Genomic DNA, 15,896 nt, shown 5'->3' with positions numbered 1-15,896 from the left:
ATTTTGTCCATATATTTGTCGGCAGAAAATGGCATTTTTACTTGTAAAATACAACAAGATGTGCTATCATTATAAAACGAATGTGTATCTATAGGAACCCGGTGTACATTTCTTGCACTGCGGAACAACAGGAAAGGTGAGTTTCTCTATTATGGACGAAAAAACAACTATGGGACAGTCGCTCCGCAGCATGGAGGACGAAGAGACCATTGATCTGATGGAACTGGCGCGCCTGCTGTGGGCGCATATTGTGCAGATCGTGGCAGCAGCTGTTGCGGCAGCGCTGATCTGCCTGCTGGTGTGTATGTTTGCGCTTACACCCAAGTATCAGGCCTCCATCAACATGATCGTGAATACCCGGCAGGACACGACTACCACCTTCACCAGTGATAACTTCAACTCTGCCAAGAACCTGATCAGTACCTATGCGGTCATCATCAAGGGCAACACCGTGCTGAACGAGGTCATTGATGAGCTGGATCTGGACATGACCTACGGCGAGTTGTATAAGATGGTGGAGGTTGCCGATGTGGACTCCACCCAGATCATGAAGATCACGGTCACCGATACCGATGCAGAGCGCGCAGGCGAGATCGCACAGACCATTGCGGACATCGTACCCGACGTGCTGGTGGAAAAGGTGGAAGCCGGCTCCTGCAAGACGGTAAGCGATGTGGCCATCAACCCCAACAAGGTGTTCCCCCAGACCAAGAAGTACGTTGTGCTGGCCGGTCTGCTGGGCGCTGTGCTGGTGTGCGGCGTTCTGGTGCTGGCACATCTGCTGCACGATACCATTGTGGATGACGAAGATGTTCAGAAGAAGCTCGGCCTGCCCGTGCTGGGCCTGATCCCGGAGGTGTAAGACGATGTGGAATCTGTTTGGTAAAAAGAAGAAAGAAAGCGAGCACCGCACCCTGCAGCTGATCACCGATAAAAAGATGCCCTTTGGCTATGTGGAGGCCTACAAGTCTCTGCGCACCAATCTGGATTTTATGGCGGGCTCTATGGACGTGCACACGCTGGTCATCACCAGTACCGTGCCGGAAGAATCCAAGAGCAACGTAGCAGTCAATCTGGCACTGACGCTGGCCGAAAGCGGCAAAAAGGTGGCTCTGGTGGACTGCGACCTGCGCAAGCCGGTGCTGCACCGCTATCTGAAGGCCGGCCACAACGTAAAGGGCGTTTCCAACGTGCTGTCCAACCAGTGCACGCTGGACGAGGCCCTGCAGGAACTGAAGGAAATGAACCTGACCTTCCTGCCCGCCGGCACCCCGCCGCCGAACCCCTCTGAGATGCTGAGCCAGCCGCAGATGCAGGCTATGGTGGACACTCTGCGCCAGAAGTTTGATTTTGTCATCGTTGACGCCCCCCCGGTGTCTGTGGTCACCGATGCAGCGGTCATCGGCCGCTATGTGGACGGTGCCATCTTTGCAGTGCGTTCCGATTACGCCCCTGCTGATGCAGTGCGCGGCGCAGTGAAAAAGCTGCAGGATGCAGGTGTCAAGGTGCTGGGCAGCGTGCTGACCCGCTATGACATGAAGAAGGCACTCAAGGGTTCCAGCTACGCATACAGCTATGCCTACAATTACAACTATGCCTACGGCAAGCAGGATGCCACTGCCGGTAAATAATAAGGAAGCATTGTTATGACCGATCTGCATTGTCACATTCTGCCCGGTATGGATGACGGCGCAAAGGATACGGCAGTCTCGCTGGAGCTGCTGCGCAGGGAATACGAGGATGGTGTGCGGAATATCGCCTTCACCAGCCACTTCAACAGCGAACGCACCACGGTGGATGCCTTTACAGCAAAGCGGCAGGCTGCCTTTGAACAGCTGACTGCCGCGCTGGAAGGGCAGCCCATGCAGTTTGATTTCAAGCTGGGGGCAGAGGTGTTCTTCTCGCCCGGTCTGTGCGAGCTGGACACCCGGGCGCTGTGCATGGGAGATACCGCCTATCTGCTGCTGGAATTCCCCACCACCCACAAGCCGCATTTTATCCGGCAGACCCTGTATAATTTGCAGCAACAGGGCATCGTGCCGCTGATCGCGCATATCGAGCGATACCCCTATGTGCTGGAGGATCCCACCCTGTTGTACGACTGGGTGGCCGCCGGTGCCTATGCACAGATCAACGCCGGAGCACTGCTGGAACCCAAGCTCTGCAAAAAGCTGTGTAAGTTCATCCAGTGGGGACTGGTCCACGTCATCTCCACCGATACCCATTCCCCGGACAAGCGTCCGCCCCGCATGGCACAGGGAGTGCAGCAGCTGGAAAAGCTGCTGGGCAAGGAAACTGCCGCCCGCATCGTGCGCAACGGCGATGAGCTGTTCCACGATCAGGAGCTGGACGCTGCGACCCTGCATCAGCCCAAAAAGTTTTTGGGCATGTGGGTCTGATCCTATTAGTAAGGAGAAAACTGCCCGGGCGGAGGTGTACTCTGCCCGGGCAGCGGATTTTAGTATGAAGAAAAATAAGGTCCTGAAAATCGTATTGATCGTGCTGGGCGCGCTGGTGGTTCTGCTGGCAGCAGCAGTCCTTGGGGTGTTGTTCTACCTCCGCGGTATGGCAGCCGGTATTCCCGAAACGTTGCCGGATGCCTCGGCAGACAGTACACAGCTCACCCTGACGGATGAGGATCTGGATAAGCTTCTCAGCGGCGATATCACGCTGGAAGAACTGACCGACGAAACCGCTGCGTCCAACAGTGGGGAACAGGAAGCATCAGCCAGTGCTCCGCAGGAGGGAGCAGATTTGGTGTCCGCTCCGGCAGGTTCTTCTGCTTCTTCGGGGAGCGCTGCCTCCCGGACGGAGAGCGGCAGCACCGCTTCCTCCGGCAAGAAGGAGAACACCACCGGCACAGCCAGCTCCGGCACGGCAGCTGCCACAGAAAAACCGGCGTCCTCGTCCGGCAAACAGGAGGCTTCCTACGAAGCTGAGGTCAAGGCACTGTTGAAACAGCTGTACAGCGTCAAGGCGCGTGCCGAGGCAGAACTGAACAGCTGTATTGCCGGGGCAAAGGCAGAGTTCAAGTCGCTGCCGGAGTCCCAGCAGACACAGGCGCGTAAGATCTCCATCGTGCTGGCAAGAAGCGGCAGACTGTATGCGATGCAGGCGTCCTACGATAAGGAAGTGGCGAGCATCGTCAGCCAGATGCGCGCCATTCTGACCGCCAACGGTCAAAGCACCGCACTGGCCGATCAGGCTATGGCCTCCTATAAGGCACAAAAGAGCGCCATGTACTCCCAGCTGACCGCAAAGCTGTACTCCTGACCCGCAAAACGACCTATGACCACCCGCGGCACATCTCCCGGGCACTGACCGTGTCGGAGAAGGGGCTGCGGGTGATCTTTTTTTGCCAGTTTTCCTGTAACATGGAGAAAAATGCCCGTGACATGGATAGATGGTTCTGGGGGAGAGACACTGTCTTTTGCACTTAGCAGAGATAAACAGACTGTGCACGTCCCGGAATAGTTGCCAAAAAGACCAGAAAAGTAGCACTTTTACCTACAAATATACAGGAAATTTGTATAAAGTATAAGATTCCACTCATGCTTTGCTGAAATGAAGTGAATTATTTTCATGTGAATTGACAAAATTCGTGGTTCTCTCTATAATAGATAGAGTGTTTCTCGGGTATGGACGATGGTGTTTATGCGACCGCAAGATGCCATCGTTTTATTATTCGCTTTTTCTGTCCGTGTGCCAAGGACAGACGTCCGCTATGTGTGAGGCTGGCGGACTGCGGGAAAGTATGGCTCGGCCTGAGAGCAAATACAGTAATTCATTGATAGGATTGGAGTGGCATCAAACGATGGCAAAGTACATCATCAAGCGTGTCGCAATGGGTATTTTCAGTATCTTCATTGTGGCTACGGTTACCTTTTTTGTCATGAACCTGGTCCCCGGTGGCCCGTTCGTGGCAGAAAAGTCCATCAGTGCCGCTGCTCAGCAGGCTCTGGCCGAAAAGTATGGCCTGGATAAGCCGCTGGGTGTGCAGTACGTCAACTACATGAAGAGCCTTTTGCATGGCGATCTGGGCCTGAGCCTGCGTCAGCGCGGCCGTACCGTGAACCAGATCATTGCCAGCAAGCTGCCGGTGTCCTGCCGTCTGGCAGGCATTGCAGTGGTGGTGGCTCTGTGCGTGGGCATCCCGCTGGGCTGCATTTCCGCTTACAACCGCGGTAAGTGGCTGGATAACATTATTATCGTGTTTGCAACCTGTGGCATCGCGATCCCCAGCTTTATCTCCAGCGTGCTGCTGCTATACCAGTTTGGTATGAACATGAAGGTGCTGCCTACGGTTGGTCTGAACAGTGCAGCCGCCTACATCATGCCGGTCACCGCACTGGCCATCTATCCCTCGGCTTATATCACCCGTCTGATGCGCTCCAGCCTGCTGGACGTTATGGGTCAGGACTATATGCGCACCGCCCGCGCAAAGGGCGTGTCCCAGTTCATGATCCTGTTCAAGCACGCACTGCGCAACGCCATTCTGCCTGTCATCACCTACGTCGGCCCCATGCTGGCCAGCCTGATGACCGGTTCCTTCGTGGTGGAAAAGATCTTCTCCGTGCCCGGTTTGGGCCGTGACTTCGTGTCCGCCATCACCAACCGTGACTACACCATGATCATGGGCACCACCATCCTGCTGTCCAGCATGGTCATCATTGCAAACGTGGTCGTGGATATCCTTTATAAGATCATCGACCCGCGCATTAAGCTGCAGTAAGAGAAAGGAGCGATTTTCATGGAAAACATTAAAAAGAATCCGCTCAGCCTGCAGCTCAACGCGGAGGATTTTCTGCCCGCCAGCAATGAGGAAAAGCAGAGCCTGGTGGTCATGCGCGAAAGCGTCAACTTCTGGAAGGACGGTATCCGCCGCCTGAAGAAGAACAAGATCGCCATGGTCAGCTTTGTGTTCATCATTGCCATTGCCATCTTTGCCTATCTGCTGCCCGCCGTCTGGCCTTACAGCTACTCGGAGCAGGTGAAGGGCAGCAACAATCTGGCACCGTTTGAGTACTCGGCCTCCGAGCAGGCCCGCATCGATGCCGGCGAAAAGGTGTTCCCGCACATTCTGGGTACCGACCGTATGGGTCGTGACTTCGCTGTGCGTATCATGATGGGCACCCGCGTCAGCCTGTCCGTTGGTCTGATCGCTTCTGTGCTGGTGCTGATCATCGGCGCTACCTACGGCGCAGTTTCCGCCTTTGCCGGCGGCTGGGTGGATAATATCATGATGCGTATCACCGATATTCTGTACACCATCCCGGATATTCTGCTGATCATCCTGCTGGGCATGGCCCTGAAGGATCCGCTGGATGCGCTGGCTAGCAAGCCCGGCTTCAAGTGGATGCAGACGCTGGGCCCCAACATGATCTCCATCTTCATCATCTTTGCTCTGCTGTACTGGGTCGGCATGGCGCGTATCGTCCGCAGTCAGATCCTGATCCTGAAGGAGAGCGAGTACGTTACCGCTGCCCGCGCACTGGGCGCTTCCAGCGGCCGTATCATCAAAAAGCATCTGCTCACCAACTGCATCGGTACTCTGATCGTTACCACCACCCTGCAGATCCCGGCTTCCATCTTCACCGAGAGCTACCTGAGCTTCATCGGTCTGGGTGTTGCAGCCCCGCTGCCTTCTCTGGGTTCTCTGGCTACCGATGCCGTCAAGGGTATGAACACCTACCCCCATCTGCTGATCGCCCCTGCACTGATGATCAGCGTGATGATCCTTGTGTTCAACCTGTTCGGCGATGGCCTGCGCGATGCCTTTGACCCGAAGCTGAAGAATTGATGAGGTGAACAGAAATGAGCGAGAAAATTCTTGATATCAAAGATGAACGCCTTTCTTTCTTCACCCCCGCGGGCGAAGTAAAGGCACTGAACGGCGTTTCCTTTACCATGAATCAGGGCGATGTTCTGGGCGTTGTGGGCGAGTCCGGCTCCGGTAAGTCGGTCACCGCCTACTCCGTTATGGGTCTGACCGCTTATCCCGGTAAGCTGGTGGGCGGCAAGGTGTGGTTCAATGGCCACGAGATCGAGAACATGAAGGAGAAGGACTTCCGCAAGATCCGCGGCAACGAGGTCTCCATCATCTTCCAGGACCCCATGACCAGCCTGAACCCGGTGTACACCATCGGCAACCAGATCGTGGAGGTCATCCGCCTGCACACCGATAAGAACAAGGCCGATGCATGGGCACGCGCCAAGGAGCTGCTGGAGCTGGTCGGCATCAATGAGCCTGAGAAGCGTCTGAAGCAGTACCCCCACGAGCTGTCCGGCGGTATGCGCCAGCGTGTGATGATCGCCATTGCACTGGCCTGTGAGCCCAAGCTGCTGATTGCTGACGAGCCCACCACCGCACTGGACGTGACCATTCAGGCACAGATCCTTGAGCTGATGCAGGATCTGCGCAAGAAGCTGGGCATGAGCATCATCATGATCACCCACGATCTGGGCGTTGTGGCTTCCATGTGCGAGAAGATCGCCGTCATGTACGCCGGCCACATCGTGGAGTACGGCACCACCGACGAGATCTTCTACCAGCCGGGTCACGAGTACACCAAGGGTCTGATCAACTCCATCCCCAAGCTGAACACCGCAGAGCACGAGCGCCTTGTGCCCATCGAGGGTACCCCTGTGGACCTGCTGAATCCGCCGGCCGGCTGCCCCTTTGCGCCCCGCTGCAAGAACTGCATGAAGATCTGTCTGAGCAAGATGCCCCCGCGCACCGAGCTCAGCGATACCCACTATACCTACTGCTGGCTGCAGCAGAAGGCTGCATTTGAGAAAGGGGAAAAGGCAGAATGAGTGAACACAAGACGCTGGTCGAAGTCCAGCACCTGCAGCAGTATTTCCCCGCCGGCGGTGTGGGCAAGAACCGCAAGTACGTTCAGGCTGTGGATGACGTAAGCTTTGCTATCCGCAAGGGCGAGACCCTTGGTCTGGTAGGTGAGTCCGGTTGTGGCAAGACCACCACCGGCCGCACCCTGCTGCGCCTGTACGAGCCCACCGGCGGTAAGATCTACTATGACGGCAACCTGCTGTTTGATAAGGACAACAAGATCGCAGTGGATATGCTGCCCTACCGCCGCCGGATGCAGATCGTTTTTCAGGATCCCTACGCAAGTCTGGACCCCCGCATGACCATTGGCGACATCGTGGGTGAGGGCATTGATATCCATCATCTGGCCGAGAACGAAAAGGACCGCCACGATAAGATCATCGCTCTGCTGGAGCGCGTTGGCCTGAACAGCGAGCACGCAAACCGCTACTGCCACGAGTTCTCCGGCGGTCAGCGTCAGCGCGTGGGCATTGCCCGTGCACTGGCTGTGAACCCCGAGTTCATCGTTTGTGACGAGCCTGTTTCCGCACTGGACGTTTCCATTCAGGCTCAGGTCGTCAATATGTTCGAGGATCTGCAGCAGGAGATGGGTCTGACCTACCTGTTCATCGCCCATGACCTGAGCGTTGTCAAGCACATCTCCAACCGCATCGGCGTCATGTATCTGGGCAAGATGGTGGAGCTGGCCGACAGCTACGAGCTGATCACCCACAGCATCCACCCCTACACCCGCAGCCTGATCTCCGCAATTCCGGTGGCAGACCCCATTACGGCCCGCCAGTCCAAGCGTATCGTGCTACAGGGCGATGTGCCCAGCCCCCTGAACCCGCCGTCCGGCTGCCGTTTCCGCACCCGTTGCCCCTATGCAGACGAGCAGTGCGCAAACGAGGTGCCCGAGTTCAAGGAGGTCTCCACCGGCCACTGGGCAGCCTGCCATCACCTTGACCGCGTGAAGTGAGAACACTTCACGCCGGTAAAAAGTGAAAGCAATTCAACTTAGTGCTGAAATGTTGTCACAAAATGGTTACAGTCCAAGTTTTGGGCTTGTAACCGGTATGAGAACGCATTATAATCATTCGTGTTCCTCCGGTGTACATTTGCACCGGATCGAATATAGAGGCGGCTGGGGGAACCTGGCACACTCAAATTTGATATAAGGGAAGGATATTATTATGAAACGCATTTCTCGTCGTAATTTCCTCAAGGTTGCAGGCGTGGGTGCCGCTGCTCTGGGTCTGGCAGCCTGTGGCGGCAGCAAGTCCGGTTCTACCGCAACCTCCGGTTCTGCTTCTTCCGCTGCTGGTTCTTCTACCGGCAGTGTCAACACCGCTGGCTTCACCGTCCAGTACGGCCCCAACCCCGAGACTCTGGATCCCTCTTTGAACAGCGCTGTTGATGGCGCCAACACCATCATCACCATCTTCGAGCCCCTGCTGATCATCAACGAGAACAACGAAGTTATTGGTGGCCAGGCTGAGAGCTGGGAAGCAAGCGAGGACGGCCTGACTTGGACCTTCACCATGCGTGACGGCCTGAAGTGGAGCGATGGCACCGACCTGACCGCTAAGGACTTTGAGTACACCTTCAAGCGTATGGTCAACCCCGACACCGCAGCTCCCTACGCAGAGACCTGCCTGGGCATGATCGATGGTTTTGACGCAGCTGCCGGCTTCCCCGATGCAGACGGCAACCCCACTGCAGAGCCCAACCCCGATGCGCTGAACGTCAAGGCAAGCGACGACGGCAAGACCCTGACCATCGTGCTGTCCTACCCCTGCTCCTACTTCGACAAGATGGCTGCATTCGCATCCATGAGCCCTGTGCAGCAGGCTACCGTTGAGGCCAACGGCGATGCATGGTGCACCTCCGCTGAGACCTTCGTCTCCAACGGCCCCTACATGATCACCGAGTGGACCCCCTCCGAGCGTATCGTTCTGTCCAAGAACCCCAACTACGTTGGCGGCTGGGATAGCTCTAAGATCGTTTCCGACAGCATCACCCTGCTGCTGCTGGAGGACTCTTCCGCTTGCTTCGCTGCTTATAACAGCGGCGAGGCTGTCCTGATCAAGGACGTGCCCACCGACGAGATCCCCAGCCTGACCAAGGCAGAGGATGGCGGCGACTTCTATGTTGACCCCATTCTGGGCACCTATTACGTCAGCATGAACCTGCAGCGCGATGCCTTCAAGGATGCCAAGGTCCGCAAGGCTCTGGCTCTGGCTATCGACCGCGACTACGTTGCCAACACCATCATGCAGGGCACCTACTCTGCTGCTTCCAACCTGGTCGGCCCTAGCATCGTGGACGCGCAGGGCTACTTCTACGACAACGCAAACGGCGGTTCTCCCTACATTGCAGCTGACTACGAGGCAAATATGGCCGAGGCTAAGAAGCTGCTGGAAGAGGCTGGCTATCCCAATGGCGAGGGCTACCCCACCATCGAGTACAGCACCAACGATTCCGGCTACCATGTGCCTCTGGCAGAGTACCTGCAGCAGACTTGGGGCGATCTGGGCATCACTTTGACCATCAGCAAGATGGAGTGGTCTGCCTTCACCGCTGCTCGCCGTGCCGGCGAGTACGATGTTGCCCGTAACGGCTGGGTCATGGACTACAACGATCCTTCCAACATGATCGAGCTGTTCTGCTCCGGCAACGGCAACAACGATGGTAAGTACTCCAACCCTGACTTCGATGCTGCTATGGAGGCTTCCAAGGTTGCAGATGTCGCCGAGCACTTTGCACAGCTGCACAAGGCTGAGGACATCCTGATGGAGGATATGGGCTGCATCCCCGTTGCTTACTACAACGAATTCTGGCTGCAGAGCTCTTCTCTGAAGGGCGTCTGGCACAGCCCCTACGGCTACTGGTACTTCCAGTACGGCTACATCGAGGAGTGATTTCCCCTGTGGGATGTGCAGCGTAAGCTGAACCGTATACTATAAGCACCAAGCACCCCGCTGACCGGAAACGGTTGGCGAGGTGCTTTTTTGCTGTTATCCTGCAAAAAAGACGAGTGCTCGGTTTTGCCGAGCACTCGTCTTTTATATGTAAACCAGATTGAAATGGTACCAGCTTACACCGCAGCCATGGCGGCCAGAACGCTCTGCCAGCTCTTGCTCCGTGCGGCAGGCACCGGGGCGGGGCGGGTGCGCCGTGCAGCAGGGGCACTATGACCGGTCGCTGAGGATACCGTCAGGGCAGGGGAGGGGCGGAAGAACACAGCCGTATCCTTTGCCAGCCACTGCGCAGCCAGTGCGGCAGCCTGTGGGTCAGACTGCAACGCGCGGCGCTCGTTCCCGGCCAGAAAATCAGCCAGCCAGTACAAAATTGCGGCCAACGGCAGGCAGGGGGAAGCGTCCTGATTCCAGTAGCTCCAGCGTGCGCCGTAGCCAAGGTAACTTTCCACCGTGATCTGTGCGCCGGTGCGGGCATTCTGCGGGATGGTACCAACATAGTTGGTCCCGGCACGCTGTCCCAGTTCCTCCACAAGGCGCTGGGTGCGGGCAGCATCCAGACGGTCCTCACGGCAGTAGGCGCGGAAGTCGGTCTGGCTGAGCAGGCTGTCGGCACTGGACGGAAAACGCCCGGTCAGCTGCCCATCCGCATTGTGGCACAGCTGCCAGCCCTTGCGGAACAGCTGGAAATTCAGGCAGCGCCGCCCCATGGTGGAGTAGCACACAAGGGCGCTCTGCTCCCCGGGCAGCTGTTTTACTTCAAGATAGGCGTCATTGCCGCAGGTGTCCTGCAAACGGACGGTGAGCAGCAGCTGTGCACCAGTGTGCAGGGTGGACATGGCGTTGTGCATGGCGTCAAAATAACGGGAAGCGTCCATGGTTGATCTCCTTCCTGAAAATAAACAGCGAAACGTTGTGAAAACACCAGCCGGGTGATCAGGCCGACAGGCTGCATAAAACTTCTCTGAACGTAGTATAGCATACTTTCGGACGAAAAACAACTGAAAGTTTTTCGAAACAACAAATTTTTGCAAAAATCTACGATACAAAGCAAGCGGAAGTTCAAAATATGGTTGTGCCTTGAGATACACGGTTGTAAAAACGACCCCTGCGGGAGATGCCGGCTAAGGCCGGAACTGCTCCCACAGGGGTCGTTTTTTATCTTCAATCGCCAAGTTCCCGGATCTCGTTCTGAATCAGCCGTCCGGCAGCCCGGGCAAGCTGATCCATGCCGCGGATACGCGCCATATTTTTGCCGTAGATCTGCGCGGCGGCGCCGGCGCTGCTGTCCTCGCCCATAAAAACAGCAGACACCCGCACGCCTTGCCGCTGCAAGGTGCGCACCTGCGCGGCGGTATCGGCCACACCGGCGGCGTCCTCGTAGGCGCAGCCAAGCGGGTTCTGCGCTGTGGGCGGGATGCGGCGGCTGTCGTTGGGGCTGGCGTCGGTCAGCAGGATCATCAGGTGGCGCGGGGCAGGGCCGGGGGCGTACCGGATCAGATCGCCCGCCGCCCGCAGCGCCAGACCGTCCCGGTTCCAGCCAGAGGCGAAGTAGCGGAAGATGTTCTGCCGGTTCTTGTCCGCAAAGCCTTTCAGCACCCGCAGCACCGTGTAGCCCCGCAGGCTGCTAAAGGCGCTTACCCGCACCGGAATGCCGCAGTTGGCCAGACTTTCGGCCAGAATGACACCCTGCGCCGCGATCACCTCCTGACAGTGCAGGCGGGAGGCCGAGGCGTCCAGCAGCAGATCCACCGTAAAGGCGGGGCAGTTTTCCTCCTCCGGGCACAAAAACACCCGGTCATCGTTCAGGTAAGGGGCGCGCCACACCCGCCCGGCACACAGATCACCGCTGCGCGCCACCCGCTGGTCGGGCTGCTGATGCACCAGAATGCAGTTGCGGATCTGCTCGGTAAGGCGCAGCACCACGCTGCGGTGCAGCTCCTGATTTTTTGCGTAGTAAGCGCGGTTGCGCTCGGCCTGCAATTCGGCCTGCTGCGCCAGCTGCCGCGCCTCCGGGGTGGGCGCCTGCTCCGGGCTGGGCACCCCGGCGCTGAACCACAGGTGACAGCCCAGATGCACCCCGGTGCACAACTCCTGCTCGGCCTTGTGCAGCTGCTCCGGCGGGTAGAAGCAGCGCCCAAAGCAGCTTTCAATGTAGGCGCGATCCTGTGCGGCGCGTTGCTTCAGGGTAATGTTTGCCCGGCGCTTGTCCACCGCCAGCCCGCTGCCTGTGGCATCCACCGCGCCGGAATGCTCCACCGTCACCCGGTCGGTCTTGATCATCTGGGTGGGCATGGTTTTGGTGGCAAGCTTTGCCCAAAAGCCTTGCAGCCGCAGGTGCAGCGCGGGCTTCTGGCGTACCTCGCCGTCAAACAGGGCAAATTTTGCAAACAGCGCCAGCAGGCTGTTTTTGAGCTGTGCTGGCTCCGGTACGGCCTCCGGTTCCAGCGCAGCGGCAAGGCTGCTCTCGTAAGGGGTCATGACCGGGGCGGTGCGTCCCAGTACCTTGCGCCAGCGCGCGGCCTGCATGGTGTACACCAGCTGGTTTTTCGCCATCCACTCCTGCCGCGAAAGCTTGTACTGGATGGCAAAAAAGTAGTCCGCATGGGCAAAGCGCAGCGCCTCCAGCACCGGGCGGCGGGGCAGCTCCAGTCGGTAGGCGGCGTTTTCTAAGTACAGCCACGCCATATCGTCCAGCATGGGCTGGCGTGTGTCACCCTCCCAAGCGGAAAAAATGTCCCGGATCAGCGCGTCACCGTAGTATTTGTGCACCAGCCCCACGATGCAGTTCATGTAAAAATCAATGGTGCCGTCCGTATTGCGGGCCAGAAACAGCGGCTCGAAGCCGTAGGCACCGGCAGCGGCCCAGATCTGATTGGCCGCGCGCCGCTCCTGCGCGGTGTAGCTTTGGGTGTCCATCAGGCAAACAGCTTTCCGGCATCCAGCTTGGCCGGGATACGCGCGGCGATCACGTCCCGGATCAGCCCCTGCTCGTAGGAGTCAAAGGCCTTGTTGGTGATGCCCATATCCAGCGCCGCCCCGGCCGGGATGCCCCGCCGAATCAGCCGCAGCGCGTCCAGCATACCGCGCAGATCCAGCGCTTTGGTAGAAATTTCTGCACTGTCGCATTTTTTCTGCAGGTCCAGAAACAGCAGCGCAAACTGATGCACATATTTTGCGGTAAGATCCGGGAACTGCGCCCGCAGCAGCTTTTCCAGATTATCCTGCGTGATGGTGGGCATCTGCACCACCGCAAAGCGGGAGGTGAGCGCCTCGTTCAGCTCCCGGGTGCCTGCGTAGCCGTAGTTCATGGTGGCGATAAAGCGGGTCTCCTCAGCCAGCGGGATGCGGTCGTACCCGGGCACGTCGATGGCGCGGCGGAAGTCCAGCACGGCGTGCAGCACCGCCAGCGCCTCGTTTTTGGCCATGTTGATCTCGTCCAGCACGCCGAAGCCACCGCACTGTGCGCAGCGGTACACCGGCCCGGGACGGAACACCACCTGCCCGCCCGCAAAGGTATCCATGCCGATCAGGGAGGCGGCGTCCATGTTTACATGAAAGGAGATGTCCCACGCGGGGCGGCCAAAAGCGGCGGCAAGGTTTTCTGCCAGCACATTTTTTCCGGTGGCTTTGCCGCCGGCCAGCAGCAGGTTTTCACCGCAGAGGATGGCCGCCAGTGCCTGCTCCCACACCTCTTTGCCGTAGTAAATAAAGGCAGGGGCGGGGATGCGCGGGCGCAACGCCTGCTCCAGCGGATGAGCGGCACGGTATTTCTGCACCGCCGCAAGCAGGGCGGGGTCCACCCCTTCCTGCCGTAAGGTATCCAGAATATCCGACATTTGTACAAACACCTCGATCTTTGACCGGGTGGAGATGAACTGCCCGGTTTCACGCTTATCATAGCACAATCGCGGCCATTTGTGTAGGGGGCGTGCGGGGCAAAAACGCAAAGAGGGGCAGCCCCAAATGGGACTGCCCCTCTTCACATGAAAAAGAAGAAAAGAAGAAACGCTTAGAGTATGCCGGGGAACTGCGCTTTATCAGGCGTTCTCCAGACCTGCCATCTGCTTGACGGATTTGATGGCAAAGGTCAGGGTGCGGCCACAAGCGGTGCCGCCCATGACGCAGGGGTAGTTGTTCTGGAAGAAGCTGCCGGACATATCGCCGGTAACGTACAGGCCGGGAATGGGCTCGTTGTTGCTATCCTTCGCCTGGCAGTTTTCAGTGATGGAAATACCCTGCATACTGCACAGCAGAGAGGCACCCAGCCAGCAGCCGTAGAAGGGCGCGGTGCGGATGGCGCTCAGGCGGCTTGCAGGCTTGCCGAAGTCCTCGTCGTTCTGCTTGTCGTACAGCTCGTTGTAGCGGGCAACGGTGGCTACAAAGTTGTCCTTGTCAGCACCGGTAAAGCCCATCTTGTCGGCAAGCTCTTCAATGGTGTTCGCCTTCATGATCAGGCCCTCACCCTCGTACTGCTCCAGCTGACCTTCCATCATGCCGGGGATGTAACGGGTCAGTGCAGAGCAACCGATGGTGTGGAAGCGATCTACGTCGCTGCGGAAGTTTGCATCGTGGATCATGGCATAAACGTGCCCCGGCTGCTGGAAAGAAGCATGGGAGGCATTGTCGTATTCCTGACTTTCGTTCATAAAACGCTCGCCATGGCGGTTGACCTTCAGGAAGGGCTGGCTGCCGGGGTTGTACTGACCCACAGTGCCGGGGAAGGCCTTGCCGCCAAAGGCAGAGCCGTTGTCCGCATAACCGGCATCCACACCGGGTGCCACCAGACCGCGGTCGAACAGCACGGGAGCAGGCTCTGCATCCAGATGTGCACCTGCCCAGATAGCGGCACGGATACCATAGCCCTTGTCAGCAGGGGTATAGGAGCAGGCGGTGGTCACGCTGGTGCCCAGCGGGTCCAGCTGCTCCATCATGTAGGGATTGCCTGCATAGCCGCCACAGGCCAGCAGCACGCCCTTGGCTGCGTTGATGCGGATGAAGTGGTCGTCGGCAGTGCTCTGGGCGATAACGCCGGTGATGCGGCCGTCGGCATCCTTTTCCAGCTTGGCAAGGCCGGTGTTAAAGTCGATGCTGTAGCCCTTGCTCTCGATATACTCCTGAAATACCACGTTGCGGGGCTTTTCGGCGCTGCTGTAGTCGACTTGCTGCACAGGGAACATCAGCTTGCTCTGGCTCACCTGCGTATCATCCGGCCATTTGGCTTCATCGCCGGAGGTCAGGTTGCATACATAGTTGTAGGGCTCGCTTTCCAGAATGCCGGAAACAAAATCGTGCATGGCGGCAGACTCATTGATCCAGGTCTTAACTACGCGCTGGTCGCAGCGACCGCCCATGGAGCGGGAGATCTCGCTCAGCAGCTCGGCGCGGTCAACAGGAGCAATGCCCTTTTTCTTTGCTTCGCTGCTGTCGATGGTGCCGTACCAATGGCGGGTATCCATAACGGCAGAATTCTGCTCGATGATACGGAAGTTCAGTCCGTTCTGTGCAGCATAAGCGGCTGCGCACATACCACCGTTGCCAGCGCCCACAATGACGATATCGGTATCCCATGTCTCGGTGATGGAAGCCTCGTCGATGTCAGGCTCTTTGCCCAGCCAGTCGTTTGCGTCGCCGGTGGGCAGCTGCACGCTGGAGACCACGGCCTCGCCCTTTGCCTGTGCGTAGCAGCTCTTGGCGGCCTTCATCACGGCATCGGAGGTGATGGTAGAACCGGAAACACCGTCGATCTCGGCAGAACCGGCAGCCATCAGCTGCTCGCGCAGCTCATCGGCAGCGGCAGCGCCGTAGGAAGCAGTCTCGCCGGAGGTGTCCACTACCACATCGGTGACAGCGCTGTCGGAGAAGGTCATGGTGACCTTGACAGTGGAGGAGATACCCTCGGCGGTGCCCTCATAGGTGCCGGGGATGTACTGGCCGGCAGCACCGGAAGTGGAAGCGGAAGCAGAGCCGGAGGCAGCATTGCAGGCAGCCAGAGCACCGGCGGTCACACTGCTCATGGCGGCAGCAGCGGCGATCTTGATAAAGCCCTTACGGGAAATCTTGTTCATAGGTACGCTCTCTTTCTTTTT

General features: G+C 58.1%; 13 protein-coding genes. 9 read left to right on the top strand and 4 right to left on the bottom strand.

Annotated features, from left to right (window positions below):
- Nucleotides 1-151 precede the first annotated feature (151 nt).
- The 9 genes from MTP39_RS09105 to MTP39_RS09065 all read left to right on the top strand — a co-directional run bounded on the left by MTP39_RS09105 (nt 152) and on the right by MTP39_RS09065 (nt 9,750).
- On the top strand, nt 152-862 hold the full coding sequence (locus MTP39_RS09105) for a YveK family protein (RefSeq protein ID WP_249240288.1): 711 nt from the start codon (nt 152-154) through the stop codon (nt 860-862).
- A 4-nt stretch (nt 863-866) separates the two neighbouring features.
- On the top strand, nt 867-1,631 hold the full coding sequence (locus tag MTP39_RS09100) for a CpsD/CapB family tyrosine-protein kinase (RefSeq protein WP_249240287.1): 765 nt from the start codon (nt 867-869) through the stop codon (nt 1,629-1,631).
- A 15-nt stretch (nt 1,632-1,646) separates the two neighbouring features.
- Complete coding sequence (locus tag MTP39_RS09095) at nt 1,647-2,399, top strand: tyrosine-protein phosphatase (protein ID WP_249240286.1); 753 nt, start codon at nt 1,647-1,649, stop codon at nt 2,397-2,399.
- 64 nt (nt 2,400-2,463) lie between these two features.
- Nucleotides 2,464-3,273: a hypothetical protein gene (locus tag MTP39_RS09090; RefSeq protein WP_249240285.1), complete on the top strand. Its 810-nt coding sequence runs from the start codon at nt 2,464-2,466 to the stop codon at nt 3,271-3,273.
- Between the two features lie 541 nt (nt 3,274-3,814).
- Nucleotides 3,815-4,732 (top strand): ABC transporter permease, encoded by a 918-nt coding sequence (locus MTP39_RS09085; RefSeq protein ID WP_249240284.1) that lies wholly within the window; start codon nt 3,815-3,817, stop codon nt 4,730-4,732.
- Between the two features lie 18 nt (nt 4,733-4,750).
- On the top strand, nt 4,751-5,800 hold the full coding sequence (locus tag MTP39_RS09080; RefSeq protein ID WP_249240283.1) for an ABC transporter permease: 1,050 nt from the start codon (nt 4,751-4,753) through the stop codon (nt 5,798-5,800).
- Nucleotides 5,801-5,814: 14 nt separating this feature from the next.
- A complete protein-coding gene (locus tag MTP39_RS09075) occupies nt 5,815-6,816 on the top strand; it encodes an ABC transporter ATP-binding protein (protein WP_097785899.1) in 1,002 nt (333 codons plus the stop codon).
- Nucleotides 6,813-7,808: an ABC transporter ATP-binding protein gene (locus tag MTP39_RS09070; protein WP_005923266.1), complete on the top strand. Its 996-nt coding sequence runs from the start codon at nt 6,813-6,815 to the stop codon at nt 7,806-7,808. Before MTP39_RS09075 ends, MTP39_RS09070 begins: the two co-directional genes overlap by 4 nt.
- A gap of 214 nt (nt 7,809-8,022) precedes the next feature.
- On the top strand, nt 8,023-9,750 hold the full coding sequence (locus MTP39_RS09065; protein ID WP_117526311.1) for a peptide ABC transporter substrate-binding protein: 1,728 nt from the start codon (nt 8,023-8,025) through the stop codon (nt 9,748-9,750).
- 176 nt (nt 9,751-9,926) lie between these two features.
- Here the strand turns inward: MTP39_RS09065 and MTP39_RS09060 are convergent, their stop codons facing one another.
- The 4 genes from MTP39_RS09060 to MTP39_RS09045 all read right to left on the bottom strand — a co-directional run bounded on the left by MTP39_RS09060 (nt 9,927) and on the right by MTP39_RS09045 (nt 15,875).
- On the bottom strand, nt 9,927-10,685 hold the full coding sequence (locus tag MTP39_RS09060) for a hypothetical protein (protein ID WP_249240282.1): 759 nt from the start codon (nt 10,683-10,685) through the stop codon (nt 9,927-9,929).
- Nucleotides 10,686-10,971: 286 nt separating this feature from the next.
- Nucleotides 10,972-12,726, bottom strand: coding sequence for a hypothetical protein (locus MTP39_RS09055; RefSeq protein WP_249240281.1), 1,755 nt, complete (start codon nt 12,724-12,726; stop codon nt 10,972-10,974).
- On the bottom strand, nt 12,726-13,646 hold the full coding sequence (locus MTP39_RS09050) for an AAA family ATPase (protein WP_249240280.1): 921 nt from the start codon (nt 13,644-13,646) through the stop codon (nt 12,726-12,728). The genes MTP39_RS09055 and MTP39_RS09050 overlap by 1 nt, the downstream gene beginning before the upstream one ends.
- A gap of 201 nt (nt 13,647-13,847) precedes the next feature.
- Nucleotides 13,848-15,875 carry an FAD-binding protein gene (locus MTP39_RS09045; protein WP_249240279.1) on the bottom strand — a complete coding sequence of 676 codons (2,028 nt, stop codon included), beginning with the start codon at nt 15,873-15,875 and terminating at the stop codon, nt 13,848-13,850.
- Between the last annotated feature and the right edge of the window lie 21 nt (nt 15,876-15,896).

The sequence above is a fragment of the Faecalibacterium sp. I3-3-33 genome (genome assembly GCF_023347295.1).
Lineage (GTDB): Bacteria > Bacillota > Clostridia > Oscillospirales > Ruminococcaceae > Faecalibacterium.
This window is presented reverse-complemented; position numbering and strand designations above follow the sequence as displayed.